Source organism: Stutzerimonas stutzeri (assembly GCF_024448715.1).
Classification (GTDB): Bacteria; Pseudomonadota; Gammaproteobacteria; order Pseudomonadales; family Pseudomonadaceae; genus Stutzerimonas; species Stutzerimonas stutzeri_AR.
This window is the reverse complement of the sequence record NZ_JAMOHZ010000008.1, coordinates 112,020-136,620: the sequence shown is the minus strand read 5'-3', so window position 1 is coordinate 136,620 and position 24,601 is coordinate 112,020. Positions and strand designations below refer to the sequence as shown.

Below are 24,601 nucleotides of genomic sequence, written 5' to 3'. Positions count from 1 at the left end.
CTGCCTCAGGCTGAGCTGCTTCGCAATAGCGGGCCGCTCAGCCTGCCCCTCCTGTGATCCGCAGTCCGCTCTGACCGTTGCCCTGCCGCTGCACCTGAATCTGCACAGGGATGCGCTCGTGCATTTCCGCCACGTGTGAAATCACCGCGACCTTGCGCCCCTGGGCTTGCAACGAATCCAGCGCGTCCATGGCGATCTGCAGCGATTCGGGGTCGAGGCTGCCGAAACCTTCGTCGATGAACAATGACTCGATCTTCAGCTTGCTCGACGCCATCGAGGCCAGGCCGAGCGCCAGGGCCAGCGAGACGAGAAAGGTCTCGCCACCGGACAGCGAATGCACCGAGCGCAGTTCGTCGCCCATCTCGGTATCCATCACCAACAATCCCAACGGGCTACCACCGCGCTTGAGCCGATAACGTCGCGCCAGCTGACGCAGTTGTACGTTGGCGTGCTGCACCAGCAGGTCCAGATTGTAGGCTTGCGCGATCTTGCGGAAGGCACCGCCGTCGCTTGATCCGATCAGCGCGGCGATGCGCCCCCAGCGCTGGCTTTCGGTGGTGGCATCGGCGATTTGCGTGAGTAAAGCCTGGCTCTGGTTGCGGCGGCGATCGTCGTCGAGCAGCGCGGCGCGGGTTTCGGTACTGCGCTGTTCGGCATCATCACAGCTGGCTTGCTGAGCGCTGAATTGCGCCTCCAGATTATCGGCGTCCGGTGGGCTTGGCTGCCCAATCTGATGCGCCTTCAGCCGTTGCCCGCAGCCATCCAGGCGCTCGCGGCCACGGGCAAGCTGTTCGGTGTTGCTGCGCAAACGCTCGCGCGCTTCGGCGAGGAGCGTGTCGTCTAGCAGCAGAAGTTGTTCCAGCGTCGCATCATCCAGATCTGGATGCACTGCGCGCCAGCTGGCGAGCTCTTCGCTCAGTGCGCTGCGTTCGGCCAGCAGCTCTTCGCGGCGCTGGCTGCAGTTCTGCTGCTCGCCCGCGAGCCGGGTCAATTCGACGCGCGCCTCGTTCAGTTGCCGGTCGACCTCTGCTTGCTGCTGGCGGGCGGCCTGGATCGCGCTTTCCAGCTGCCGTTGCCAGGCTTGCGCGCTGGGTTGCTCGCCAAGACTCTCACGAAGGCTCCGGCGGCAGGCCTGTTCGCGGGTTTGAAGTTCGGCGAGGCGGTCTGCGCACGTTTTGTACTGGTCGAGGCGATGTCGTTGCTGCAACTGCTCGTGCTCTAGCGCTGTCTGACGCTGCTGCTGTTCTTCTGCCAGTGCCATCTGCTGGTCGACCTGCTGACGCCGCGTCTCGACCTGGCCGTCCAGCTGCATAAAGGTCTCGGCAGGCTTGTCGCGCCAACGAGCGAGCAAGGCTGCTGGCAGCAGACTGGCGAACTCAGCCAGCTCCTCCTCGAGCCGCGCGTCGTCTCGGGTGATGGCGTCGCGCTGGCCGGCTAACGCCTGGGTGGCCTGTACGCAAGCGTCCCGCGCGCTCTGGGAAGCTTTTAGCAGTTCTTCATTCTGCTGTTGCAGCTTGAGCAGTTCGCGCTGCCGGGTATTGGCGTCGGCGATGTCGGCCTTGAGTGTCGCTAAGCGACTATCGAGCCAGGATTCGCGGACCGCTTCCGCCTGGCTCAAGAGTTCGGTATACGCAGGCAGCGCGGCCAGTTGCGGTTCGAGCTTCGCCAGTTCGTCGGTGATTTCCGCCTGCCGTTGCCCGTTCTGCTTGATGCCGGTTGTAAGGGCGATGTGCTGATCGCGCAGGGTTTGCAGCTTGTCGTTCTGGGCCTTGAGTTGCAATTGAGCCTGCTCGGCTTCGCGCTCGTCCTGCTGATCGAACGCGGCGAGCAGGGCATCGCCGTCGTGCCAGGGGTGCTCGGCACTGCCGCATACGCTGCACGGCTCGCCCGGCACCAACGCCGCGCGCAGGGCTTCGACATTGGCGCTGCGTGCCAGGCGTTGGCGATCCAGCACGGCCTGGACCACCTTGAGCGTCTTTTCCGCGTCGTCGCGCTCGGTGCGGGCGAACTTGCCGGCCTGAGTGAGGGCGTCGAGTTCGTTCTGCTGGCGGCTCTGTTCGCTTTGCAAGGTGCGCTGCTGAGTGGCCAGCTGCTGTTGACGTGACCAGAAGTTGTGCAGCTTTTCGATGCCACGCTCAGCCTCGTCGGAAGCTTCGCGTCTCGCTGTCAGTTGCGTCAGTTGATCGCCGAGACTGGTTTCGCCACCGATTTGCGCTTGCAAATCATCAAGCGCTTTTCGTGCTTTGGTCTGCGCCATTTCGGCGGCCTTGGCGGCGGCTTCCAGGGCCGGCAGTTCATGTCGGCCTTGTTGGAGACGGGAGGCAATCTGCACCGCTTGTTGTAAGCGCGGGCGGTAGCCATTCCAGGCCGCGCATAGCGGTTGCAGCTCCGCGCTGGTGACAAGCTGGTCGGTGAGGCTGGCGAGCTGCTGAGCGGTCTGATTTTGCTGCTGGCGCAATTGGGTCAGTTTCAGCTCGCCGCCCTTGCTCGCCGCTTCGGCCTGTTCGGCTTGGCCGCCTGCCTCACGTAAATCGTTGCTGAGGTGGCCCAAGCGTTCTTCGTCACGGCGCGCCTGTGCCAGCCCAGGTTCGGCAGCTTTCAGCGTCTGCTCGGCAGCCTTCAGCGCCTCGGTGGAAGTCTTGCAAGCCTGTTCCAGCTCATCGAGGCGTCGCTGTACGGCGGTGTGCTCGCGCGCGTGTCGCGCCAGGGTTTCGTCGACCTTTGCCAACAGCGGGGCTAGCTCGCGCTCGCGGATGAAGCGATGGCGTTGCGGCGCCAGCTGCTCGAACAGCCCGAGGATGCGCCGGGCGTCGGCGAGGTTTTCTTGCTCTTCTTCGGCCTCGGCGAGTTGCTGCCGGGCGTTGTCGCGTTCGCCTTGCAGGCGGGCAAGGTCTTGCAGCCATTGGCGCTGTTGCTTGAGGGTCTCGAGTTTACGCTGGATGGTTTTAAGGTCGGCCAGCTGCGTCTGGTGCAGCGCCTCCAGTGTCTGGCGCGCTTCCGGCTCTAGCGGCTGCACGCCTCCGGCCTGTTGTTGCAAGGCGGCCAGCGCTTCGCGGGCGCGCTTGGCTGCTTCGAAAGCGGCCTGGCCGAGGCGGCTATAGAGACCGGTATCGGTGAGTTTTTCCAGCAAGGTGCCGCGATCGTTGTCATCGGCCTTGAGAAAGGCGGAGAACTCACTCTGCGCCAGCAGCACGGCGCGGGTGAACTGCGCCAGGTTCATGCCGAGTCTGGCTTCGAGCAGCTCCTTGAATTCGCGTTTCTTGCCGCTGGCCAGCAGCTGGTCGCGGTCCAGGTCCAGCAGGCTCTGGTTGCTAGCCTGCAGGCGGCCGTCGACCTTCTCACGGGCGCGCTTGACTTCCCATCTGGCACGGTAGCGGTGGCCATCGACGCCGACGAAATCCACCTCTGCATAGCTGCTGCTGCAACCGCGACGTAGCAGATTGCGCTCGTCGGTGTTGCCTATCTCGTCGCTGCCGTCCGGAACCTTGCCTTGGGTGCCTACGTCTTCCAACCGCGGCGTGCTGCCAAATAGCGCCAAGCACAGCGCGTCGAGAATGGTGCTCTTGCCAGCACCCGTCGGCCCTGTGATCGCGAACAGCCCGGCGCTGGCCAAGGGTTCGGCGGTAAAGTCGATGACCTGCTCGCCTGCCAGCGAGGCGAGGTTTTTCAGGCGGATGGCGAGGATCTTCATTTGTCGTCTCCTTCGCCGGCGAACTCGACGCGCTGCAGCAGGCTGGCGAAATCATCCAATGCTTGCTCGTCCGGCGGGTTGCCGAACTGCTCTTCCCAGGCGCGGGTGAAGAGTTCCTGCGGCGTGATCTGATCGAGGCCGAGCAACACTTCAGATTCCGCTTCGCCGCGTTTGCCGACGTACTCGCTGGCGATGCGCACCAGTCGGCAGGCTTTGTTGGTGAGCGCCGTTTCGATGCGCTGGCGCAGGTCCGGCAGTGGCTCATCGAGCTGCACCCGCACTTCCAGCCAAGGCAGGTTTTCACTGAATAGACCAATGGCTGGCAGCGCTTCGAGAGCGGCGATGACGTCCACCAATGGCGCGCGGCCGATGCGGATCATCTCCACGGCGCGGGGTACGGGCAGCGGTTCGACATTGGCGAGTTGATGGCCATCGAAGCTCACCAGCAGTACTTGATGCGGATAGTTGATCTCACCGAACGACAGCGGTAGCGGCGAGCCGCTGTAACGGATGCGCTCCTGGCCGGCAACGCGCTGCGGCTTGTGCAGATGGCCGAGAGCGACATAGGCGATGGGTTCGGGGAACAGGCTGGCCGGCAGCGCCTCGGCATTGCCGATGACGATGTTGCGCTCGGAGTCCTCCGACACCGCACCGCCCGCCATGTGCGCGTGGCTCATGGCGACCAGCGCCTGGCCGGGCTGACGCAGTGTTTCCGCCGCGGCGATCAGGTGTTGGTGAACGTGGCGGATACCGAGCATGTAGTCGTCGCCTGCATCGCCACCGGTAACTTCCGCCGGGCGCAGGAAGGGCAGCGCCAGGCACCATCCCGCGACCTGACCCGTGGCGTCATGCAGCGGCACCAGCAGACGGCCATGGTCGAGCTGATTCTCCGCGACCCAACTGATGCGGCCGATGGCATGGGCGTTGAGGCGCCTCATCAACGGCCCGGGCAGTTCGATGCGCCCGCCGGAGTCGTGATTGCCGGCGATCATCACGATGTCCAGCTGCGGCAGTTTTTCGTGGGCTCGGACGATGAAATCGTAGAGGCGCTCCTGGGCCTTGAGCGGCGGATTGACCGTGTCGAAGATGTCGCCGGCGATGAGCAGGGCATCCGGCTGGTGCTGGGTCAGCTGGTCGAGCAGCCACGCGAGGAATTGCGCGTGCTCGTAGTCGCGGTCCTGGCCGTGGAGGGTCTGGCCGAGGTGCCAATCGGAGGTATGGATTAGGCGCATACGCTGGGTCTTTTTTGATGGCGGGCCTGCCGGCGCGCTCGGGTTGTGAGGCCTGTCTGTAGGAGCGAGGGGGGCGCCTAGCTCTTGCTCGCGAAGCTTTTGGGGTTTGGGTTCGTGCGGGAGAGCCTATTGGCCGGGCTGGCTGAGACATTGGTTTCGCCCTGCTGGGCGAGTCACTTTTTCCAAACGCCGAAAAAGTAACCAAAAAGGCTTGCCCCTGCATCCGGGTCTCGCTTCGCTCGACTTCCCTCATTCCATCCACGCTCCATGGCCCTTTACGCCTCTCGCGGCATCCATGCCGCTCGCTCCCCTCCGCGAGGATTCCATTCGGGCTGCTGAACGGGGCGTTCGGCGTCGTTTGATGGTCTGTTCGTCATCAAACGAGGAAGGTGCTTTGTTACTGTCGCTGTTCCAAAACTTCCAGACAACTCGGTCCCGAATCCCCTTCAGGAGGCCGAGCGGAGGCGTTGCGTAGGGGGGCGCGAGGCATGGATGCCGAGCGAGGAGTGATGGGACATGGATGTCCCTTCGCGACGACCCCCGGAGCAGCGCCGGAGTGAGGGAAGTTTTGCGAAGCAAAACCCGGATGTTGGGGTGGCCTTCTTTTTGGTTACTTTTTCTTGGCCACACAAGAAAAAGTGACGCGCCGTGCAAGGCGCAACCTGTCGGTCGGGCCGAGGAAAGCGCGGCGCCATACACAAACCCCCGCGCCGGCAATCCTTCGCGAGCAAGCTCGCTCCTACGAAAAGCAGCACGAGTCGCCAAGACCATCAATACAACCACCCCTTCAACCCCTGCAGATTCCGCACCTGAATCTGCTGCGCCGCTGCATTTGCTTGCACGGTGTTGGGATCGATCTGATAACGCTGCAGCACGTACTGCACCAGCGCGCCGCGCGTCTGGATAAGCAATTCGCCGTTCTCCATCCCGTAATCGGTTTCGATGATCGCCTTCTGCTCCGGCTTCAGTCGTGCATCGGGTTCGATGATCACTTCGACCGCGGTATTCCAGGCCTCATCTGCGTCACGGGTATTCTCGCTTTCATCCATCAGATCCGGCTCGCTGCGAAAGCGGCTTAACACGAAATCACGGTAGCCTCGATTCTTCTCGCAATAGGCGCGCACATGCCAGCGGGTGCCGGTGAAGACCAGCGTATGCGGCGCCATCACACGGATCTCGACGTCGGGGTGAGCGAGGGACACGTACTCGGTTTCCAGCCGCAGCCCTTCGCGGCAGGCGCGCAAGATCGGCCGCAGCACCTCGGGACGGATGCTGCGATCAGGCATGTTCAGCACTTCGGTATGCGCATAGGCCAGGGCCAGGCCCTCGATGTGCGGTGCGCGATCACGGTTCTGGTCGAGCAAATGAAGGTAGGCGCTGGCGCTACCGTCAATGAACAATGGCTGAAATTGCTTGCTTGGTTTGTAGCCCTTCAGATGACGGTCATATGTAAGGTTTTTCGGCGCGTGCTCGTTGAGATAGGTATTGATGTCTTTCGATGCCTGCTGCCGACTGATGCCGAAGCTCTGCATCAGATGGCCCGTGGTCAGGCGGCCTTCCCACCAGACAATCGTCTCGATCAAGCGATAACGCAGCGCCAGATCCCAGCGGATCTGATTGATCGATTGCGTCCTTTTCATGCTCGCCTCATCTGCTGGAAAACTTTACACGCTACTATCGGGTGGCTAGACGTGTCGTGTAACGCTACATATATTCAGGGCGTACATCAAGCGAGCTGAACGAGGAAGACGACACCATGAGCCTGTTATTGAATGCGCTGCTGTTCTCCGCAACCGTTTTTGCCGGTATGGGTTTTCTGGCCTGGCTGGCGTACGGCAGAAGCGAGAAGAAGTGAGGCGGGCCGGGGCGCGCAACGTTACAGTTTGTTGTCGATGAACGGTCATCCGATGAGTGGTTGGAATCTCCGGCTGATTTGCCAGGTCTTTGTGTCAGACCTAGCGCATGAGGCGTTCAATGAAAACCCTGTCCCGTCACCTTGCCGACAATTTTCCGGCTGAATATCAAACCCGCGTGGAGCCGCAAGACGACGGCTATTTGGTGGTCCGCGTCGGCTACCGGATCAACGGCACCGAAGCCACTCGCATGGTCTCGGGCCGTCAGGTGCAGAACGGCCTGCTGGTGGAAACCATTCTGGAAGATATGCGCAACGAGTTGTCCCGCCCGCAGTAAGCACTCTGCTTCTCTGCGTTACTGTCCGCTATTGCCTTGCTGAGCTGTCCGGCCTTTTGCTGTTGGCAGGCGAATGCCTACCTGCAGCCCGCCGAGTGCGCTCTGCTCCAATGTCAGATCACCGTTCCAGGCGGCGGTGATATCCCGAACGATCCCGAGCCCCAGGCCATGACCCTCTGCCCGTTCGTCGAGACGTGTACCGCGCTCCAGAACGGCTTCGCGACGGTGGTCAGGAATTCCCGGCCCATCATCCTCAACCCGGATCAGATAACCGTCAGGCAGCTTTTCGATGTTCAGTAGTACCTGCGAGCGCGCCCATTTGCAGGCGTTGTCGAGCAGGTTGCCAAGCAGCTCGAGCATGTCTTCACGATCCCAGGGCAGGCGGCAATCGGCATGGGTATGCCAGCGCAGATCAAGGTCGCGACGGTGAATCATCTGCAGCGTTTCGAACAGCCCCGGCAGCTCTTCGGCGCAGTCGAAATAGGCCCCAGGCAGCACCTCGCCGGCCAGCCTTGCACGGCCCAGTTCGCGGGATACACGTTGCTGGATCTGATCCAGTTGGTCGCGCAGATTGGCCTGCAATTCCGGCTGTGCGGCCAGTTCATCGCGCTGGGTGAGGCTACCGAGCACCGCCAGTGGGGTTTTCAGCGCATGGCCGAGGTTGCCCAGTGCATGCCGTGAACGCTTGAGCGTGTCATCGGTGTGCGCTAACAGATGATTGATCTGTTCCACCAGCGGTTGCAGCTCCTGCGGTACCTGGATGTCGAGCTGCTGACGCTGACCCTGCTGCAGCTGCGCAATTTGCTGGCGGGCTCGTTCCAACGGGCGCATTGCGAGCTTCACCGCGTAGCGCTGCAGTAGCAGGAATACCAACAGGACGACACCGACCAGACCCAGTCCAGCGAGACGAACCTGGGCGAAACTCGTGAGGATCGGCGTGTAGTCGCGAGCGACGCTGATGCCGATGGTCTGACCATCGCGGCGGTAGTCGGCGTGATAGCTGAGCAGGCGTTGGTCTTGAGGACCGTCGAGCAGCTCGTCGGCGAGCCCGTCGGTTCTGGGCCAGGCCGGCTCGGCATCCCACAGCGAGCGTGAGCGCCAGCTGCGTTCGGGCAGGTCGATGCGAAAATAGTGGCCGGAAAACGCCCGCTGGTATCGCGGATTAAGCCGGCTCGAATCCAGCTTGAAGCCGTCCGGACCTTGCACCACGGCGATCAGCAGGCCTTCGGTTTCTTCGCGCAGGTCGGTTTCCAGGCTGCGTTTGAGACCCGTCTCGAATAGCCAAAGACTGGTCTGCAGCAATAGCAGACTGACGATAAGCAGAACGGCGATCAGCCCCAGACTGAGGCTGCGCTGGATCGACTTCAAGGTGCGCCGCCGAAGCGATAGCCTTGACCGCGGCGGGTCTCGATCAGTTCGCGCCCGAGCTTGCCGCGCAGGCGATTGACATGCACTTCGATGACGTTGGAGTCGCGTTCGGTTTCGCCGTCGTAGAGGTGTTCGGCCAGCTGCGTTTTCGATAGCAGCTGGCCGGGGTGCAGCATGAAATAGCGCAACAGGCGAAATTCGCCGGCGGTCAGTTCGATGTGCTGGCCATTCTTGCTGCAGTGCTGGCGTGCTTCGTCGAGGGCGAGGCCGCCGGCTTGCAACAGTGGCTGGTTAGCAACGCCGTGGGCGCGGCGCAGCAGCGCCTGGATGCGCAACAGCAATTCTTCGGGATGGAAGGGTTTGGTCAGGTAATCGTCGGCGCCGGCTTTGAGTCCTTCGATGCGTTCGGCCCAGGAATCACGGGCGGTGAGAATCAGCACCGGCGTCGCCAGGTTTCGTGCACGCCAGGCGCGCAAGACCTCCAGCCCCGGTTTGCCAGGCAGGCCGAGGTCGAGAACGATGAGGTCATAGGGTTCGCTGCTGCCCTGATAGTCGGCATCGCGGCCGTCGGCCAGCCAATCGGTGGCATAGCCTTGGCGGCTGAGGCTTGCGAGCAGTTCATCGGCCAGCGGCACGTTGTCTTCGACCAGGAGCAAGCGCATCAGTCTTCTTCATCCTTGAGCAAACGACCATCGCTGGCATCGAGTTCGAGTTCACGAGCAATGCCGCCGGCGGTCAGCAATTCGATCTCATAAATGTAGAGGCCATCATCTTCTTCCAGCTCCGCCTCCAGCAGCCGCGCCCCGGGATGACGCTGCATGGCGCGCTGCAGAAGGCTTTCCAGCGGCTGGATCAGTCCCTCGCGGCGCAGCCGCAGGGCTTCGTCCTGATCCAGGTCACGGCTCGCCGCCGGGGTGGCAGCGAGCAGCAGGGCCAGTGGAACGGTGAGAAGAGTGGCGCGTGGCATTAGTCGTCCTGATGGTCCTTGAGCACTTCGCCGGTCTTGGCGTCGAGTTCCATGTCCCATTGCACACCTTTGTCGTCGCGCAATTCAAGCTGATAGATGTGGCGGCCGTATTCCTCTTCCAACTCGGTTTCCTCGACCTTGGCGCCCGGGTGTTTGGCCAGTGCCGCTTCGTTGAGCTTCTCGAACGATTGAATGGTGCCGGCGTCGCGCAGTTTCAGTGCTTCGTCCGGACCCAGGTCGCGGGCCATGGCCAGGTTAGCGCCCAGGGCGAGGGTGGCGGCGGTGATCAGCGTAGTCAGTGTTTTCATGGTTTCGTTTTCCTGTGTGGGTTTCGACGATTCACAGGTTACGAGCCCCGGCTTACGCGAACCTGAACGGCGCCCGCCGCAGCAAAAAAGTGCTCGGCGCCCAGCAATAGCGGCGGCTGCATTGTCCAATACGGCGTACGTCCACCTGTTTCGGGAGGCTGTCATGAATCTCTTCTACAGCGTCGCGTTAAGCGTATTTCTGCTCAATCAGCCTGCATTGGCGCAGGATCTGCTTAAGCCTGCTTCGCCGGCGGAATCGCCGGATATCGACGCGGGGCCCGCCACTGAAATGGTTTCGGAGCCGGTCATGCGGGCCACCGGCACCATCGAGGCCCTGGATCGCGAACGAGGCGTGGTGACCATAGCCCATGGTCCGGTGCCCGCATTGAAATGGCCGGCATCGACCATGGAATTCCAGGCTCGGCGAGAACAGCTTGAAGGGTTGGCCGTAGGTGATGCGGTGCAGATCGGTTTTCAGAGTGAAGGCGACGAGGCGGCAATCGTCTCCATCGACAAGCACTGACACAGTCTCGACGCTATGCCAGACCCGTCGAAAGGAACCCTGCTTGGCCACTGGCCTCGTATTCAACAGGGTCTGCGTTGCGGCCCGCATCGAGAAATCACCAAAAGGATCGCGCCCATGTACCACAAGAAATTGACCGCCGCTCTTGCCGTCGCCGTTCTCGGAAGTGCCAGTGGTGTTGCACTGGCAGACAAGCCAGGCGCCGACTGGATCACTCTTGAGCAGGCCGTAGAAAAAGCCAAGGCCGCTGGTTATACAGAGCTTCACTCCATCGACGCGGACAATGATTCGTGGGAAGGCGAAGGCGTAAAGGCCGACGGCAAGGTCTGGGAATTTAAGATGGACGGCAAGACCGGGAAAATGACCCGCGACGAGCAGGACTGAGAGCTGTTACCTACCGCTCGGAATCATGGGTGCGCCATGGCGGGACAGCTTGGTACTGTTCCCGCCTGCGGCTCGCTGTAGCAAATCGCACCGATCAATGAGCCGAAGCGCTCGGCTTTGGGCCTAGCGCTCTACCGCAAATTATTCCTTCTTCTTGCCGCGCTCTGGCAGCACCTTGCTGAGCACCTGCTTAGCCGACTGAACGAGAATGCCTCGCTGGTCAGGGTCTCCATGCAGCAATGCCGTCGCGTATTTTTTCGCCTGCTCAAACTTGAGATGCGGTGGTAGCGGCGGCACGTTCGGGTCGGTCTTGAATTCGATCAGCACCGGCCTGTCGGCAGCGAAGGCTTCATCCCAGGCGGCGGCGACCTGGTCCTCGCGGTCGACGTAGATACCCTTGAGACCAATCGATTCGGCGAAGCGGTGGTAGGGCACGTTGGGGATGTTCTGCGAGGCTTCGAACTTCGGGTCGCCCTCCATCACGCGTTGTTCCCAGGTGACCTGGTTGAGGTCCTCGTTGTTGAACACGCAGCAAATCCACTGCGAGTTCTGCCATGTCTTCCAATACTTGGCGACGGTGATCAGCTCGGCCATGTTGTTCATCTGCATCGCGCCGTCACCCACCAGCGCCACCACTGCGCGGTCCGGATTGGCGAACTTGGCGGCAATCGCATAAGGCACGGCTGCGCCCATCGAAGCCAGCCCACCAGACAGCGAACACATCATGCCGCGGCGAATTTTCACGTCGCGGGCGAACCAGTTGGCGCAGGAACCCGAATCGCTGGTGATGATGGCGAAGTCGGGCAATCGCGGCGATAGTTCGAAGGCGACGCGCTGCGGGTTGATCGGGTCGGCGGAGACCAAGGCTCGTTTCTCCAGGGTTTCGTCCCAGTCAGCACGCCATTTCTCGATCTCGCCTCGCCATGTGCGCTCGGCCTTCTGCTGCAGCAGCGGCAACAGCGCACGCAGGGTTTCCGCCGAGTCGCCGTGCAGGTTCACCTCCATCGGATAGCGAATGCTCAGCATGTCGGCCTTGAGGTCGATCTGCACGCCGCGCGCCTGGCCTTCCTCGGGCAGGAATTCGGAGTAGGGGAAGCCGGAACCGATCATCAGCAAGGTGTCGCATTCGGTCATCAGCTTGTAGCTTGGCTCGGTGCCGAGCAGGCCGATGGAGCCCGTGACCCAGGGCAGGTCGTCTGGCACTGCGGCTTTACCGAGCAAGGCCTTGGCGACGCCGGCCCCGAGCTTTTCCGCTACCGCAATGACTTCATCGGTGGCATTCAGCGCACCGGCGCCAACCAGGATCGCTACCTTTTCGCCTGCGTTGAGCACTTCAGCGGCATGTATGAGATCAACCTCATAGGGCACCACCTTGGGCCGCGTATAGCCGATACCGGAATGCACTGCGCCGTGGGCCCGTGGCGGCTCGCTGTACTCCATCTCCTGCAGGTCGTTGGGCAGTATGATCGCAGTGACCGTGCGCTGGCCCACCGCGGTGCGAATCGCCCGATCGATCAGATGCCGGACCTGAGCCGGTGCGCTGGCCTGCTGCACGAACGCGCCTGCGACGTCCTTGAACATCGACGCCAGATCGACTTCCTGCTGATAGTGCGCGCCCATGGCGGTACGCGCCTGCTGACCGGCGATCGCGAGCACTGGCATGTGGTCCATGCGCGCGTCGTACAGGCCGGTCAGAAGATGCGCCGCACCGGGGCCGGACGTGGCGATGCAAACGCCGAGGCCACCATTGAACTTGGCATCGGCCGAGGCCATGAACGCAGCCATCTCCTCATGTCGAGCCTGGATAAAGCGGATCTTGCCGTTGGCCCGGTTGAGGGCGCCGAACACGCCGTTAATGCCGTCACCGGGATAACCGTAGATACGTCGCACACCCCATTGATACAGGCGCTCAACTACATAATCGCCAACTGTCATAGCCATGGAAATCTCGCTTGGTCTGGACTCGAAGTGGTCAGGTAACCGGGGCGGGGCCTCGGCGCTGGTTGTTCTTGTCTGGACCGGGCGATCTCGGCAGGGTTCGCTCCAACGTTGTAGCGTGGGCCGGCCCACGATGCTTCAGCTTGTCATGCATCGCCGTAGGGTGGGCTTCAGCCCACCGGTATCGCTCCGGCGTCCCGTTCTGGTGGGCTCACGGCCCGCCCTACGATGCTCCAGCTGGCTCACCGAGGATCTGCCTGATGGCAACAGCCGGCAGAGGCAGTGGAATCGCCTGGTCTGGCGCGCCCGGTGGCATCGACCGTGTCGCCGCTGCCATAGCGATCATGGTGGCGCACCCAGTCGGTGAGGTTGTGCCGCGGGCCGTTTTCATTGCGGCCATTGGGCGTCATGTCGAGTAGCACATAGCTACCCAGCAACTCCTCCGCACCGCGCCCGTAAGCCGAAAAGGTATGGAAGATGCGCCCATCCTCGTCGCGACAGAACACACTGAAACCCGACAGCTCCTCACAGACGAACGGTTCCCACGTGAAGTTGTAGAAAACCTTGCCGTCGACGATGTCTTCGGGATCGAACGAAACGTGGAAGTCGCGATTGAAATCGCTGCCGGCCGAAGACACCCATCGAATCTGCCAGCCCATGCGTTGGCGAAAGGCATCGAGTGCCGCGAAAGGCGCCCGCGACACGGCGACGACGCTGACGTCATGGTTGGCCAGATGCACCAGGGTGCCCTGCAGATGATCCATCTCGAAGGAGCAGCCGACACAGCCCTCCTGCCAGTCGGGGCCGAACATGAAGTGCTTGATGATCAGTTGACTGCGTCCGTCGAATAGATCGTCCAAACGCACCGGACCCTGTGCGTCATGGAACCGGTAGTCCTTCTCCACGAGCGTCCAGGGCAACTCGCGGCGCGCGGCAGCGAGGGCTTCGCGCTCGTGCGTGACTTGTTTTTCCTTGAGCAGATGTTCGGTGTGGGCGGCAATCCATTGCTGGCGGGAAACGATCGGATGGTTGTTCATCGTGAGCCTCCGTTTGCGGGATGAGCTAATTGGGCATCGATGAGTTCGATGCCCTTGTTACCTGGTCGAGCGGCGGCGCGCGGAATCGACAGATCAAGACGATTTATTTGTCCGCACTCGCCGGGAGGCGTGGGTTCGGCAGTCAGGTATCATCAGCGGCCGTTCCATCCCGCATTGCCGCCATGTCTGCTTCCGTTCCGAATGCCCGCAGCACCCTTCACCTGCCCCAGGGCGACTGGGCCACTGTGCTCGATTGCCTGTGCGCGCATTTCGCCTCAATCGACCGCGCCACCTGGCTCGATCGCTTTGAGCGTGGTCGCGTGCTCGGTGCCGATGGTCAGCCGTTGGCGTCGACCCATCCCTATCAAGTCGCGCTGAAAATTCACTATTTCCGCGAAGTGCCGAATGAAAAACCGATTCCTTTCGAAGAGCAGCTGCTGCACCTCGACGAGCATCTGCTGGTGGCCGACAAACCGCACTTCCTGCCGGTGATGCCGGCGGGCGAATACGTCAACGAAACGCTGCTGGCGCGCCTGAGCAAGCGTTTGGGCAACCCTGATCTGGTGCCGATTCACCGTATCGACCGACTGACCGCCGGGCTGGTGCTGTTTTCCACCAACCCCGAAAGCCGTGGCCGTTACCAGGCGCTGTTTCGCGAGCGCAGGATCGACAAGCGTTACGAGGCGATCTGCCCGGCGCTCCCCGATCTGGATTTCCCGCGTCAGGAGCGGCTGCACATGGTCGATGGCGAGCCGTTCTTTTTGATGAAAAAGGGCACCGGCGAGCCCAACAGCGAGACGCGTATCGAGGTGCTCGAACGCCGTGGCGAGCTTTGGCGCTACGCGTTGTCTCCGGTCACCGGGCGCAAGCATCAGTTGCGCCTGCAGATGGCCACGCTGGGGGCCGGTATCTGTAACGATCCCTTCTACCCGGAGCTGATCGAGCGCGGGCGGCGTGATCAGGATGATTATTCGCAGCCGTTAAAGTTGCTGGCCCGGGCGTTGAGCTTCAGCGATCCGCTGACCGGCATCGAGCGGCACTTCGAAAGCGCCCGGCAGCTGAGCTGGTGAACCGCCGGGCCTGAGCCTTATGGACTTCAGGGATGGCCGTTCTCATCCTGCGGATCGTCGAGCTCTTCCAGCTTGAGATCACCCCAGCTTGCGTTGCCGACCGCCTGCGGCGACTCTGGCGCGTTGCTCGGGGCCGCCGCCACACCGCCGTCGCGGTGCAGCTTTAGTTTGAGCCGCACATTGTTCGCCGAGTCGGCGTTCTTGGTCGCTTCTTCCTCGTCCAGTACCCCTTCGTTGACCAAGTCGATGAGCGCTTGGTCGAAGGTCTGCATACCCAGGTTCTTCGACTTTTCCATGATCTCCTTGAGCTCGCTGAACTCGTTGCGCTTGATCAGATCGCGAATCGTCGGCGTGCCGAGCATCACCTCCACCGCGGCTCGACGCTTGCCATCGCGGGTTTTCACCAGCCGCTGAGAGATGAACGCCTTGAGGTTGTTGCCCAAGTCGTTGAGCAACTGCGGACGACGCTCTTCGGGGAAAAAATTGATGATGCGATCCAGCGCCTGGTTGGCGTTGTTGGCGTGCAGGGTGGAGATCGCCAGATGGCCGGTATCGGCGAATGCCAGGGCGTGCTCCATGGTTTCGCGGTCACGAATCTCGCCGATCAGAATCACGTCCGGCGCCTGGCGCAGAGTGTTCTTCAGCGCGGCATGGAAGCTGCGGGTATCCACCCCGACCTCGCGCTGGTTGATGATCGATTTCTTATGCCGATGCACATATTCCACCGGGTCCTCAATGGTGATGATGTGCCCACCGCTGTTGCGGTTGCGGTAATCGATCAGGGCCGCCAGCGAGGTGGACTTGCCCGAGCCAGTACCGCCGACGAACAACACCAGACCGCGCTTTTCCATGATGACGTCGAGCAGCACCTTGGGCAGCTTGAGGTCCTCGAAAACGGGGATGTCCAGCTTGATATTGCGCGCGACGATCGAAACCTCGTTGCGCTGCTTGAAGATATTGATGCGGAAGCGCCCCACGCCCGGCACCGAGATCGCCAGGTTCATTTCCAGCTCGCGTTCGAATTCGGCACGCTGCTCCGCATCCATGATGGCGTCGGCGATGGTAGCGATGTCGCCGGGTTTCAGTGGCTCGGCTGACAAGGCCTTGAGCACGCCGTTGAACTTGGCGCAGGGCGGCGCGCCAGTGGAGAGAAACAGGTCGGAGCCATCCTGGGCGGCCAGTGTTTTCAATAAGGGTTTGATATCCATCGGCTACATCCAGACGAGATTTGTGGGCAGGGGCGCGGGCAAAGCCGCGGCGCCACGGCTGGCATCCACTGTATGGGCCCGCGCCTGCCGGCACAACGCCGAGCGCGTGAACTGGTTCCGGTCACGGATAGCCCGTTGGTGCGGCAGAGATCGGCTCGCGCTCACGAGCGTAGATCAGTCTTCATCACGCTTGGTCGTCTCCGTCGCACCTTCACGCCCGGCGCCAGTCGATATCGGTAACGCCTAGCCGAAGCGATATCGCCATGCCCGAAGGTCCGTCCATTGTCATTCTTCGCGAAGAAGTCGCGCCGTTTACCGGGCAGGTCATCGAACGTGCCGAGGGCAACTCCAAGCTCGATAAGACTCGACTGGTAGGCCAGTCGGTGCGTTCGTTTCGCAGCTGGGGCAAGCACTTTCTGATCGAACTGGACGACGTTTCCCTGCGCATCCATCTGCTGCTGTTCGGCAGCTATCGGATCAACGAGCGTAAGGAATCAGCGCCGCGCCTGAGCCTTGGCTTCGCCAACGGCGAGCTGAATTTCTACGGTTGCTCGGTGCAGCCCATCGAAGGCCCGCTGGATGATGCCTACGACTGGAGCGCCGACGTCATGAGTGATGCTTGGGATGGCCGCGCGACGCTCAAGAAACTCCGCGCCCGGCCACGCCTGCTCGCCTGCGATGCGCTGTTGGATCAGACGCTGTTCTCGGGCTCCGGCAACATTATCAAGAACGAAGTGCTGTTCCGTACGCGCATTCATCCGCTGTCGCTGATCGGTGAATTGCCGGTGTCCAAGCAGCGCGAGTTGGCACGAGAGGTTCGGACTTACAGCTTCGAATTTCTTCAGTGGAAGCGCGAAGGCACGCTCAAGAAGCACTGGTTGGCACATACCAAAACGACCTGTCCACGCTGCAATATCCCGTTCGTAAAAGTTAAAGCGCTGGGGCGTAGTAAACGCCGGAGTTTTTATTGCGAGCGTTGCCAGAAACGCTACGGGGTAATCGACGATATGCAACGGATCGAGCAGCCGGCCGTGGATGAGGCAGACGATTGAATTGCAATGCCTGTCCGGCGAACCGATAAGATGGCCCGCTAACGAACTGGCTGGAGTTTCCAATGCTCGATCTCGCGGCGGCGTTCATTGCGCTGACGACCTTTTTCACTTATGTCAATTACCGCTTCATCAAGTTGCCGCCGACCATCGGGGTAATGCTGACGGCGCTGGTCCTGTCGTTGATCGCGCTGGGTTTCTCGGCATTGGGCTATCCGGTGCTTGAAACCGAAATGCAGCAAATCGTCAGTCGCATCGACTTTTCTGACGTGTTGATGACCTGGTTCCTGCCCGCACTGCTGTTTGCCGGCGCCCTGCACGTCAACCTCGACGATCTGCGTAGCTACAAATGGCCCATCGGAATATTGGCCACCGGGGGCGTGCTGATTTCTACTTTCGTGGTGGCCTGGCTGGCGTTTTACATCTTCGGTCTGTTCGGCTGGCATATCGATTTCATCTACTGCCTGCTGTTCGGCGCGCTGATTTCGCCGACCGACCCGATCGCTGCAATGGGAATTCTCAAGAGCAGCGGCGCACCCAAGCCGCTGCAGACCACGATTGTCGGCGAATCGCTGTTCAATGACGGCACCGCTGTGGTGCTGTTCAGCATCCTGCTCGGGGTGCTGAGCCTCGGCCAGACGCCAAGTCTGGCGGACTTCGGGCTGCTGTTCGCCAAGGAGGCGGTCGGCGGCATCCTGCTGGGCGTTGCGCTGGGTTATGGCGTGTTCTACCTGCTGCGTCAGGTGGACGAACACCAACCGTCCGTCATGCTAACTCTGGCGCTAGTGTTCGGTGGTTCGGCACTGGCAGCCCATCTGCACGTTTCGGCGCCGATCGTGATGGCGGTCGCCGGTTTGATTATCGGTAATCAGGGACGCAAGAAGGCGATGACCGACAGCACGCGGCGTTACGTCGACGGCTTTTGGGAGCTGATCGATGAAATTCTCAATGCGCTGCTGTTCGCGCTCATCGGCCTCGAGCTGCTGATACTGCCGTTCGGCTGGTTGCACGCGGTGGCGGCGATGCTGCTGGGCGGGGCGGTGCTGCTGTCACGCGTGCTTACCGTGGCACCGATGATCGTCACGCTGCGCAAACTGCACGGCGTCACTGACCGGCAGATCACACGCGGCACCATTCGCATCCTGTCCTGGGGCGGGCTGCGTGGTGGCGTGTCGGTAGCGCTCGCGCTGTCTTTGCCGCTGGGAGAAGAACGGGATCTGTTGCTGAGCCTGACCTACATCGTCGTGCTGGTCTCGATTCTATTGCAGGGCCTGACGGTTGGGCCTCTGGTGCGATCAATGTATGGCACACAGCCTGTTGCGACGGACCCGCACTGAGCGGCTCATCGATGAATGTGTCTGGAGTCATCCATATGCGCGCCGCCTTGCTGTCGTTGATTTTGCTGCCCTCGTTTGTCGGCGCCGAACCTCTACTTGATCTGCGCGTGGGCGACACGCGGCTACAGGCGGAATACGCCCGTTCTCCAGCCGAGCGCGAACGCGGTTTGATGGAGCGCACCGAGTTGTCGGCAGACCGCGGCATGCTGTTTCGCTTCGACGATTTTCGCCGCCACTGTCTGTGGATGAAGAATACGCCGCTACCGTTGTCCGCAGCCTTCATGGACGAGCAGGGGCGCATCGTCGATGTCATCGATCTGGAACCGCTGAGCACCGCGATCCGCTGCTCGCGCGAGCCGGCGCGCTATGCGCTGGAGATGAACCAGGGCTGGTTTCGTCAGCATCGACAAGGCGTCGGTGATCAAGTGAAGGGCATCCCCATAGTCGATTAACCCTCGACCGGCGAGCTAGACGACCCGCGCTGGCAGGCGCATGGAGGGGCCCGTCTCGCCTGTTTAGACAAGTCATCGAACAGTCATAGAACGTTCACCGAAGCGACACTGGCCGACCCTAAGGTCATGCCTCATCAGACGGCCGCCAACGGCTGCCGTCGTTCTCGATGAGGTGCGGTCATGAGTGCAGTTATCCGTGTCGACGGTTTGAACAAGACCTTCGCAGGCAAGCGTGCCCTGGACGATCTGGCGTTATCAATACAGCCCGGCGAGATGGTGGCGCTGATTGGCGCTTCGGGCTCCGGCAAGTCGACGCTGTTGCGGCACATTGCCGGGCTGGCCTGCTGTGATCGCAGCGGCGGCAGCATTCACGTACTCGGTCGCGAAGTGCAGTCGGCGGGACGCCTGAACGGCAACGTGAGGCGGCTGCGTGCAGACATCGGTTACATCTTCCAGCAGTTCAATTTGGTCAGCCGCCTCAGTGTGCTGGACAACGTTCTGCTGGGCTTTCTCGGTCGCATGCCGCGCTGGCGCGGTTCGCTGGGCATGTTCAGTGCCGAGCAGAAGCAGCAGGCGCTGGCGGCGCTGGAGCGGGTGGGGCTGGCCCACCGTGCCGATCAGCGCGCTTCGACATTGTCCGGCGGCCAGCAGCAGCGCGTCGCAATCGCCCGTGCGCTGACTCAGCAGGCCGAAGTCATCCTTGCTGACGAACCAATCGCATCGCTGGACCCCGAGTCCGCTCGCAAGGTCATGGACATTCTTGCCGACATCAACCGACGCGACGGCAAGACCGTGGTAGTGACCCTGCATCAGGTCGACTACGCCCTGCGCTACTGCAGCCGGGCGGTGGCGCTCAAGGATGGACGCATCCACTACGACGGCGCCTGTGCCGATCTCGATAGCCGTTTTCTCAACGATCTCTACGGCGCCGATCTCGACGCCAGCCTGCTGTTTTCCGATCAGGCCCGCTCGCCCGCCGCAGCGCCGCCGGCGCCGGTTCGCGCGCTGAGCCTGGCCAAGGCCTGAACACCACTTCCCTTGATCCACGTCACGCCAACCCAAGCGTCAATCTCTGACAGGAGCTTTTCCATGTTCAATCGTATTGGCCGTGTCCTGGCCGCCTCCGCCTTGCTGACCGGCTCGCTGCTGGGCGGCGCTCATGCCGATGACAAGGAACTGAACTTCGGCATCATCTCCACCGAGTCTTCGCAAAATCTGCGGTCGGTCTGGGACCCGTTCCTCGCCGCCATGAGCGAGCGCACCGGGATGAAGATCAACGCGTTCTTCGCACCGGATTATGCCGGCATCATCCAGGGCATGCGCTTCGACAAGGTCGATCTGGCCTGGTACGGCAACAAGTCGGCCATGGAAGCAGTGGACCGGGCCGGCGGCGAGATCTTCGCTCAAACCGTCGCCGCCAGTGGCGCTCACGGCTATTACAGCTTGCTGGTTGCGCACAAGGACAGCCCCATCGACTCCGTCGACGCGATGCTTAAAAACGCCGCCAACCTGACCTTCGCCAACGGCGACCCGAACTCCACCTCGGGCTATCTGGTGCCGGGCTATTACGTCTTCGCCAAGAACAAGGTGGACGCCAACAAGATCTTCAAGCGCTCGCTCAATGGCAGCCATGAAGTAAATGCCCTGTCGGTGGCCAACAAGCAGGTCGACGTCGGCACTTTCAACAACGAAGGCATGGAGCGCCTGGAGCTGACCGCGCCGGAGAAGGCCGCTCAGCTCAAGGTCATCTGGACCTCGCCGCTGATTCCCGCCGATCCCATGGTCTGGCGCAAGAACCTGCCGGAAGCGACCAAGGCCGGCATCCGCGAGTTCTTCATGACCTACGGCGACCAGCCAGGCGAAATGGAAGTGTTGGCAGACCTGCAGTGGGGCAAGTTCCGCGCTTCCGATGACGATCAGCTGCTGCCGATTCGCCAATTGGAGCTGTTCAAGCAGCGCAGCGAAGTCGCCAGCAACAGCAAGCTTGACGAAAGCGACAAGCAGGCTCAGCTAGAGGAGCTGGACGCCCAACTCGCCGCGCTTGAGCAGCGCATGGCCGAGATCGAGCAGAAAACCGCCGCCGCTACGGCGGGCTGATCCGCTGGACGCCGCGTAAGCGGCGGCCGACCTCTGTTTGCCGGAGCATCCATGACTTCTCTGATCGCACCTAATCCCGTTGCCGCATCGCAGAAACATTCGTGGTTCAAGCTGATCGGCTGGGGCTTGTTCCTGGCAGTGCTGGGCTGGTCCTGGCAAGGCGCCGAAATGAATCCGCTGGCGCTGATCCGCGACGGCGGCAATATGGCGACCTTCGCCGCCGACTTCTTTCCGCCGGACTTCAGTAACTGGGAGCTGTACCTAACGGAAATGATCGTCACTGTGCAGATCGCCCTCTGGGGCACCGTACTGGCGATCGTCTGCGCGATTCCGCTGGGCATCCTCTGCGCCGAAAACATCGTGCCCTGGTGGGTCTATCAGCCGGTCCGGCGCGTGATGGACGCCTGCCGTTCGATCAATGAAATGGTCTTCGCCATGCTCTTCGTCGTCGCGGTGGGTCTTGGGCCTTTCGCCGGCGTGCTGGCGCTGTTCGTCGGTACCACCGGCGTGCTCGCCAAGCTATTCGCCGAAGCGGTGGAAGCCATCGAACCGGGCCCCGTGGAAGGCGTCCGCGCTACCGGTGCAAGCGCTCTGCAGGAGGTCATCTTCGGCGTCATTCCCCAGGTGCTGCCGCTGTGGATTTCCTACGCGCTGTATCGCTTCGAATCCAACGTGCGCTCGGCAACAGTGGTGGGGATGGTCGGTGCCGGCGGCATCGGCGTGATTCTTTGGGAGGCCATTCGCGGCTTCCAGTTCGGCCAGACCTGCGCACTGCTGATCGTCATCGTGGCGGTGGTGAGCGTGATCGACATCGTTTCCCAGCGCTTGCGCAAATTGTTCATCTGATCGGAGAGGGACGCCGCGCGCGTCTTTTTTTAGCTATGCACATGTCTAGACAACCGCAGCCGCGTTACCTGCAGCTGGCCGCTCAGTTGCGTGAGGAACTGCGCCATCTGCAGCCGGGCGATCAGCTACCGGGTGAGGCTCAGCTGGCGGCACGCTTCGAGGTCAATCGGCACACGCTGCGCCGTGCTATCGATGAGCTGGTCAGCGAAGGGCGCGTACTGCGCCAGCAAGGCAGAAGCACACGGGTGCTGGCGCGGCCGCTGATCTATCCGCTGGCTGCGGGCAGCGCCTACAGCGAGTCGTTGTCGGCGCAGGGCCTCGGAGTCCAGGCACGCCTGCTGCAACGCCAGCTGCGTCCGGCCACCGCCGAAGAAACGAATTACCTGAAGCTTGGCGAAAGCGCACCGTTGCTTGAACTGCACACCCTGCGCCTGCTGGACGAACAACCGGTGAGCCTGATCCGTCACCGTTTCTGCGCCAGCCGCCAGTCGTTACTGGCTGATTACAACGGCGGCTCGCTGCGCCAGTACCTGGCCGTGCGCGAACTGCCGCTGAGTCGCGCCTTCAGCCTGATCGGCGCCCGGCTGCCCACGCCCGATGAGGCCGACCAGTTGCTGATGCCGCGTCACGCGCCGCTGCTGACCGTACTGACCCTTTCCCATGACCTGGCCGGACGGCCGGTGGAGCTGTCGTTGTCGACCAGCCGTGCCGACCGTTTCCAGTACCAGGTCGCTACCTGATGGAGACGCGCATGACCCCTGAAATTGCCACTCGTCAGCGCTGGATGGGCGTGCTCGCCCGTGCCGGCAAAGAGCTGGCGCGTTACGAGGCTGCACTCAAGGACATCGACTATCGACTGGTGCGTGCACCGGAGATCGGCATGACGCTGGTGCGTGGCCGTATGGGCGGCACCGGCGCTGCGTTCAACCTCGGCGAAATGACTGTGACCCGCTGCGTTGTGCGCCTGGGCGACGGCCGCACCGGTTACAGCTACGTGGCCGGGCGCGACAAGCATCACGCCGAACTGGCCGCGCTGGCCGACGCGCATCTGCAGGGCCGCGATCAGGCGCGCTGGCAGGAGCAGATGATCGCACCGCTAGCGGCCGCGCAGGCGACCCACCGCGCTGCGCAGGATGCCGAGACGGCCAGCAGCAAAGTGGAATTCTTCACCCTGGTGAGAGGAGAGGATTGATGAGTGCAGACCTGTTGCATGCGGCATTCGACGACCAAGTGCTGGACAGCCAGCGTGTGTTCCGCGCCGCGCTCAAGGCGCTCGCCGAGCCTGGCCTGGTGCAGCCAGTGATTCCGGTAGCGGCCCTTGATCCGCTGGCACCGGCAACCTATGCGGTGTGCCTGAGCCTGCTCGATAGCGAGACGCGGCTGTGGCTGGCGCCGGCTTTCGATACGCCAACGGTGCGCACCAACCTGGCCTTCCACTGCGGTTGCGCGATCGTCGCTGAGCGTGAACTGGCGGACTTTGCGTTGCTTGACGCGCAAGCGCTGGACGACCTGTCCGGCTTCTGCACCGGTAGCGAACGCTTTCCTGATCAGTCCTGCACATTGCTGGTCCAGCTCGATGGCCTCGACGGTGGCGCGGCATTGAGCTGGAGCGGCCCCGGCATTCTTGGTCAGCGCGAAGTCAGCCTGCCGGTGCCGGCCGCGTTCTGGCAACAGCGTGCCGCGCGCAATGATTTTCCGCGCGGGCTGGACGCTTTCTTCGCCGCCGGCCAGACCCTGATTGGCTTGCCCCGCAGCACCCGCATTGCGCCATCGATAGAGGAGGTCGCCTGATGTACGTAGCCGTAAAGGGTGGCGAACAGGCCATCGACAACGCTCACCGGCTGCTGGCGAAGAAGCGCCGCGGCGATACTGCCTTGCCCGAACTGAGCGTCAACCAGATCCGTCAGCAGCTGCCGTTGGCGGTAGCGCGGGTCATGGCCGAAGGTTCGCTGTTCGACGAAGAATTGGCTGCACTGGCGATCAAGCAGGCGGCCGGCGATCTGCTCGAAGCCATCTTCCTGCTGCGCGCCTACCGCACCACGCTGCCGCGCTTTGGTAACAGCGTGCCGTTGGAAACCGCGCAGATGCGGCCAAGTCGGCGTATCTCCGCAACCTTCAAGGATCTGCCGGGCGGTCAGCTGCTCGGCCCGACCTTCGACTACAGCCATCGCCTGCTGGACTTCAGCCTGCTCGCCGAGGGCGAACATCCCGGCCCCGAGAGCGACCCGGACGCCACGCTGGCGAGCTGTCCGCGTGTGCTCGATCTGCTGGCCGCAGAAGGCCTGATGAAACCCGAGCGCGGCGGCGATCAGGCCGTGCCGGACATCACCCGCGAACCACTGGAATTTCCCAGTGATCGCGCTCAACGCCTGCAGGCGCTGGCCCGTGGCGACGAAGGTTTTTTGCTGGCGCTGGGCTATTCGACCCAGCGTGGCTATGGCCGCAACCATCCGTTCGCCGGGGAAATCCGCATTGGTCAGGTGGAGGTCTGGATGGAGCCGCCGGAGCTGGGCTTCGCCGTGCCGCTGGGTGATATCGAAGTCACCGAGTGCGAGATGGTCAACCAATTCGTTGGCGGTCAGGGCATCGATCCGCAGTTCACCCGCGGCTACGGGCTGGCCTTCGGCTACGCCGAGCGCAAGGCGATGGGCATGGCCCTGGTCGACCGTGCGCTGCGCGGCGCCGAATACGGCGAGACGGTGCAGGGGCCGGCGCAACAAGAAGAGTTCGTCCTGATGCACTGCGACAACGTCGAGGCCGGTGGTTTCGTCTCGCACCTCAAGCTGCCGCATTACGTCGATTTCCAGTCCGAACTGGAGTTGATTCGCAAGCTGCGCCGCGCGCCGGTCGACGAGACCGCCACGGCCCAGCCCGAGCCCAATGCCGAGGAGCGCCGCGCATGAA

24 protein-coding genes are annotated in these 24,601 nt (G+C 62.3%); 14 read left to right on the top strand and 10 right to left on the bottom strand.

Annotated features, from left to right (window positions below):
* Positions 1-37 precede the first annotated feature (37 nt).
* The 3 genes from NAV33_RS17450 to NAV33_RS17440 form a co-directional block, all read right to left on the bottom strand.
* Positions 38-3,691: an AAA family ATPase gene (locus NAV33_RS17450; protein WP_255982384.1), complete on the bottom strand. Its 3,654-nt coding sequence runs from the start codon at positions 3,689-3,691 to the stop codon at positions 38-40.
* Positions 3,688-4,923: an exonuclease SbcCD subunit D C-terminal domain-containing protein gene (locus NAV33_RS17445; RefSeq protein ID WP_255982382.1), complete on the bottom strand. Its 1,236-nt coding sequence runs from the start codon at positions 4,921-4,923 to the stop codon at positions 3,688-3,690. Before NAV33_RS17445 ends, NAV33_RS17450 begins: the two co-directional genes overlap by 4 nt.
* A 770-nt stretch (positions 4,924-5,693) precedes the next feature.
* Positions 5,694-6,563 (bottom strand): WYL domain-containing protein, encoded by an 870-nt coding sequence (locus NAV33_RS17440; RefSeq protein ID WP_255982380.1) that lies wholly within the window; start codon positions 6,561-6,563, stop codon positions 5,694-5,696.
* 334 nt (positions 6,564-6,897) lie between these two features.
* Here NAV33_RS17440 and NAV33_RS17435 point away from each other — a divergent pair, with 334 nt between their 5' ends.
* Positions 6,898-7,113, top strand: coding sequence for a hypothetical protein (locus NAV33_RS17435; protein ID WP_255982378.1), 216 nt, complete (start codon positions 6,898-6,900; stop codon positions 7,111-7,113).
* An 18-nt stretch (positions 7,114-7,131) separates the two neighbouring features.
* On the opposite strand, the gene NAV33_RS17430 is transcribed toward NAV33_RS17435, so the two are convergent.
* The 4 genes from NAV33_RS17430 to NAV33_RS17415 are packed head-to-tail and all read right to left on the bottom strand — an operon-like array spanning position 7,132 to position 9,756.
* The gene (locus tag NAV33_RS17430) at positions 7,132-8,481 is read right to left on the bottom strand and encodes a sensor histidine kinase (RefSeq protein ID WP_255982376.1); all 1,350 of its coding nucleotides are present in this window, start codon (positions 8,479-8,481) and stop codon (positions 7,132-7,134) included.
* Positions 8,478-9,143, bottom strand: coding sequence for a response regulator transcription factor (locus tag NAV33_RS17425; RefSeq protein WP_255982374.1), 666 nt, complete (start codon positions 9,141-9,143; stop codon positions 8,478-8,480). Before NAV33_RS17425 ends, NAV33_RS17430 begins: the two co-directional genes overlap by 4 nt.
* The gene (locus NAV33_RS17420; RefSeq protein ID WP_255982372.1) at positions 9,143-9,448 is read right to left on the bottom strand and encodes a PepSY domain-containing protein; all 306 of its coding nucleotides are present in this window, start codon (positions 9,446-9,448) and stop codon (positions 9,143-9,145) included. Before NAV33_RS17420 ends, NAV33_RS17425 begins: the two co-directional genes overlap by 1 nt.
* A complete protein-coding gene (locus tag NAV33_RS17415) occupies positions 9,448-9,756 on the bottom strand; it encodes a PepSY domain-containing protein (protein WP_255982370.1) in 309 nt (102 codons plus the stop codon). Before NAV33_RS17415 ends, NAV33_RS17420 begins: the two co-directional genes overlap by 1 nt.
* Positions 9,757-9,919: 163 nt before the next feature.
* Between NAV33_RS17415 and NAV33_RS17410 the strand changes: the two genes are divergently transcribed.
* Together NAV33_RS17410 and NAV33_RS17405 are read left to right on the top strand one after the other, a co-directional pair.
* Entirely contained in the window at positions 9,920-10,279 is a 360-nt protein-coding gene (locus NAV33_RS17410; RefSeq protein ID WP_255982368.1) for a copper-binding protein, read from the top strand.
* 117 nt (positions 10,280-10,396) lie between these two features.
* A complete protein-coding gene (locus NAV33_RS17405; protein WP_255982366.1) occupies positions 10,397-10,663 on the top strand; it encodes a PepSY domain-containing protein in 267 nt (88 codons plus the stop codon).
* Positions 10,664-10,804: 141 nt separating this feature from the next.
* Here NAV33_RS17405 and NAV33_RS17400 read toward each other — a convergent pair whose 3' ends face one another.
* A complete protein-coding gene (locus NAV33_RS17400) occupies positions 10,805-12,604 on the bottom strand; it encodes a thiamine pyrophosphate-requiring protein (RefSeq protein ID WP_255982363.1) in 1,800 nt (599 codons plus the stop codon).
* A 239-nt stretch (positions 12,605-12,843) separates the two neighbouring features.
* The gene (locus NAV33_RS17395; RefSeq protein ID WP_255982361.1) at positions 12,844-13,638 is read right to left on the bottom strand and encodes a DUF899 domain-containing protein; all 795 of its coding nucleotides are present in this window, start codon (positions 13,636-13,638) and stop codon (positions 12,844-12,846) included.
* A gap of 182 nt (positions 13,639-13,820) precedes the next feature.
* On the opposite strand from NAV33_RS17395, the gene NAV33_RS17390 reads away from it, so the two are divergent.
* Positions 13,821-14,708 (top strand): RluA family pseudouridine synthase, encoded by an 888-nt coding sequence (locus NAV33_RS17390; RefSeq protein WP_255982359.1) that lies wholly within the window; start codon positions 13,821-13,823, stop codon positions 14,706-14,708.
* Between the two features lie 26 nt (positions 14,709-14,734).
* On the opposite strand, the gene NAV33_RS17385 is transcribed toward NAV33_RS17390, so the two are convergent.
* The gene (locus NAV33_RS17385) at positions 14,735-15,916 is read right to left on the bottom strand and encodes a PilT/PilU family type 4a pilus ATPase (RefSeq protein WP_255982357.1); all 1,182 of its coding nucleotides are present in this window, start codon (positions 15,914-15,916) and stop codon (positions 14,735-14,737) included.
* 263 nt (positions 15,917-16,179) lie between these two features.
* Here NAV33_RS17385 and NAV33_RS17380 point away from each other — a divergent pair, with 263 nt between their 5' ends.
* The 10 genes from NAV33_RS17380 (at position 16,180) to NAV33_RS17335 (ending at position 24,600) form a co-directional block, all read left to right on the top strand.
* Complete coding sequence (locus tag NAV33_RS17380) at positions 16,180-16,968, top strand: DNA-formamidopyrimidine glycosylase family protein (RefSeq protein WP_255982355.1); 789 nt, start codon at positions 16,180-16,182, stop codon at positions 16,966-16,968.
* A 62-nt stretch (positions 16,969-17,030) separates the two neighbouring features.
* Entirely contained in the window at positions 17,031-18,302 is a 1,272-nt protein-coding gene (locus NAV33_RS17375) for a cation:proton antiporter (RefSeq protein ID WP_255982354.1), read from the top strand.
* Positions 18,303-18,337: 35 nt separating this feature from the next.
* On the top strand, positions 18,338-18,754 hold the full coding sequence (locus NAV33_RS17370; protein WP_255982352.1) for a DUF192 domain-containing protein: 417 nt from the start codon (positions 18,338-18,340) through the stop codon (positions 18,752-18,754).
* A gap of 180 nt (positions 18,755-18,934) precedes the next feature.
* Entirely contained in the window at positions 18,935-19,780 is an 846-nt protein-coding gene (phnC, locus tag NAV33_RS17365; protein WP_255982350.1) for a phosphonate ABC transporter ATP-binding protein, read from the top strand.
* 63 nt (positions 19,781-19,843) lie between these two features.
* Positions 19,844-20,851, top strand: a complete 1,008-nt coding sequence (gene phnD / locus NAV33_RS17360; RefSeq protein ID WP_255982348.1) for a phosphonate ABC transporter substrate-binding protein — start codon at positions 19,844-19,846, stop codon at positions 20,849-20,851.
* Between the two features lie 51 nt (positions 20,852-20,902).
* Positions 20,903-21,697 (top strand): phosphonate ABC transporter, permease protein PhnE, encoded by a 795-nt coding sequence (gene phnE / locus NAV33_RS17355; protein WP_255982346.1) that lies wholly within the window; start codon positions 20,903-20,905, stop codon positions 21,695-21,697.
* A 35-nt stretch (positions 21,698-21,732) separates the two neighbouring features.
* Positions 21,733-22,437 (top strand): phosphonate metabolism transcriptional regulator PhnF, encoded by a 705-nt coding sequence (phnF, locus tag NAV33_RS17350; protein WP_255982344.1) that lies wholly within the window; start codon positions 21,733-21,735, stop codon positions 22,435-22,437.
* Positions 22,437-22,889 (top strand): phosphonate C-P lyase system protein PhnG, encoded by a 453-nt coding sequence (gene phnG, locus NAV33_RS17345; protein ID WP_255982342.1) that lies wholly within the window; start codon positions 22,437-22,439, stop codon positions 22,887-22,889. Before phnF ends, phnG begins: the two co-directional genes overlap by 1 nt.
* Positions 22,889-23,488 carry a phosphonate C-P lyase system protein PhnH gene (gene phnH, locus NAV33_RS17340; RefSeq protein ID WP_255982338.1) on the top strand — a complete coding sequence of 200 codons (600 nt, stop codon included), beginning with the start codon at positions 22,889-22,891 and terminating at the stop codon, positions 23,486-23,488. Before phnG ends, phnH begins: the two co-directional genes overlap by 1 nt.
* Entirely contained in the window at positions 23,488-24,600 is a 1,113-nt protein-coding gene (locus tag NAV33_RS17335; protein ID WP_255982336.1) for a carbon-phosphorus lyase complex subunit PhnI, read from the top strand. The genes phnH and NAV33_RS17335 overlap by 1 nt, the downstream gene beginning before the upstream one ends.
* Position 24,601: the final 1 nt, after the last annotated feature.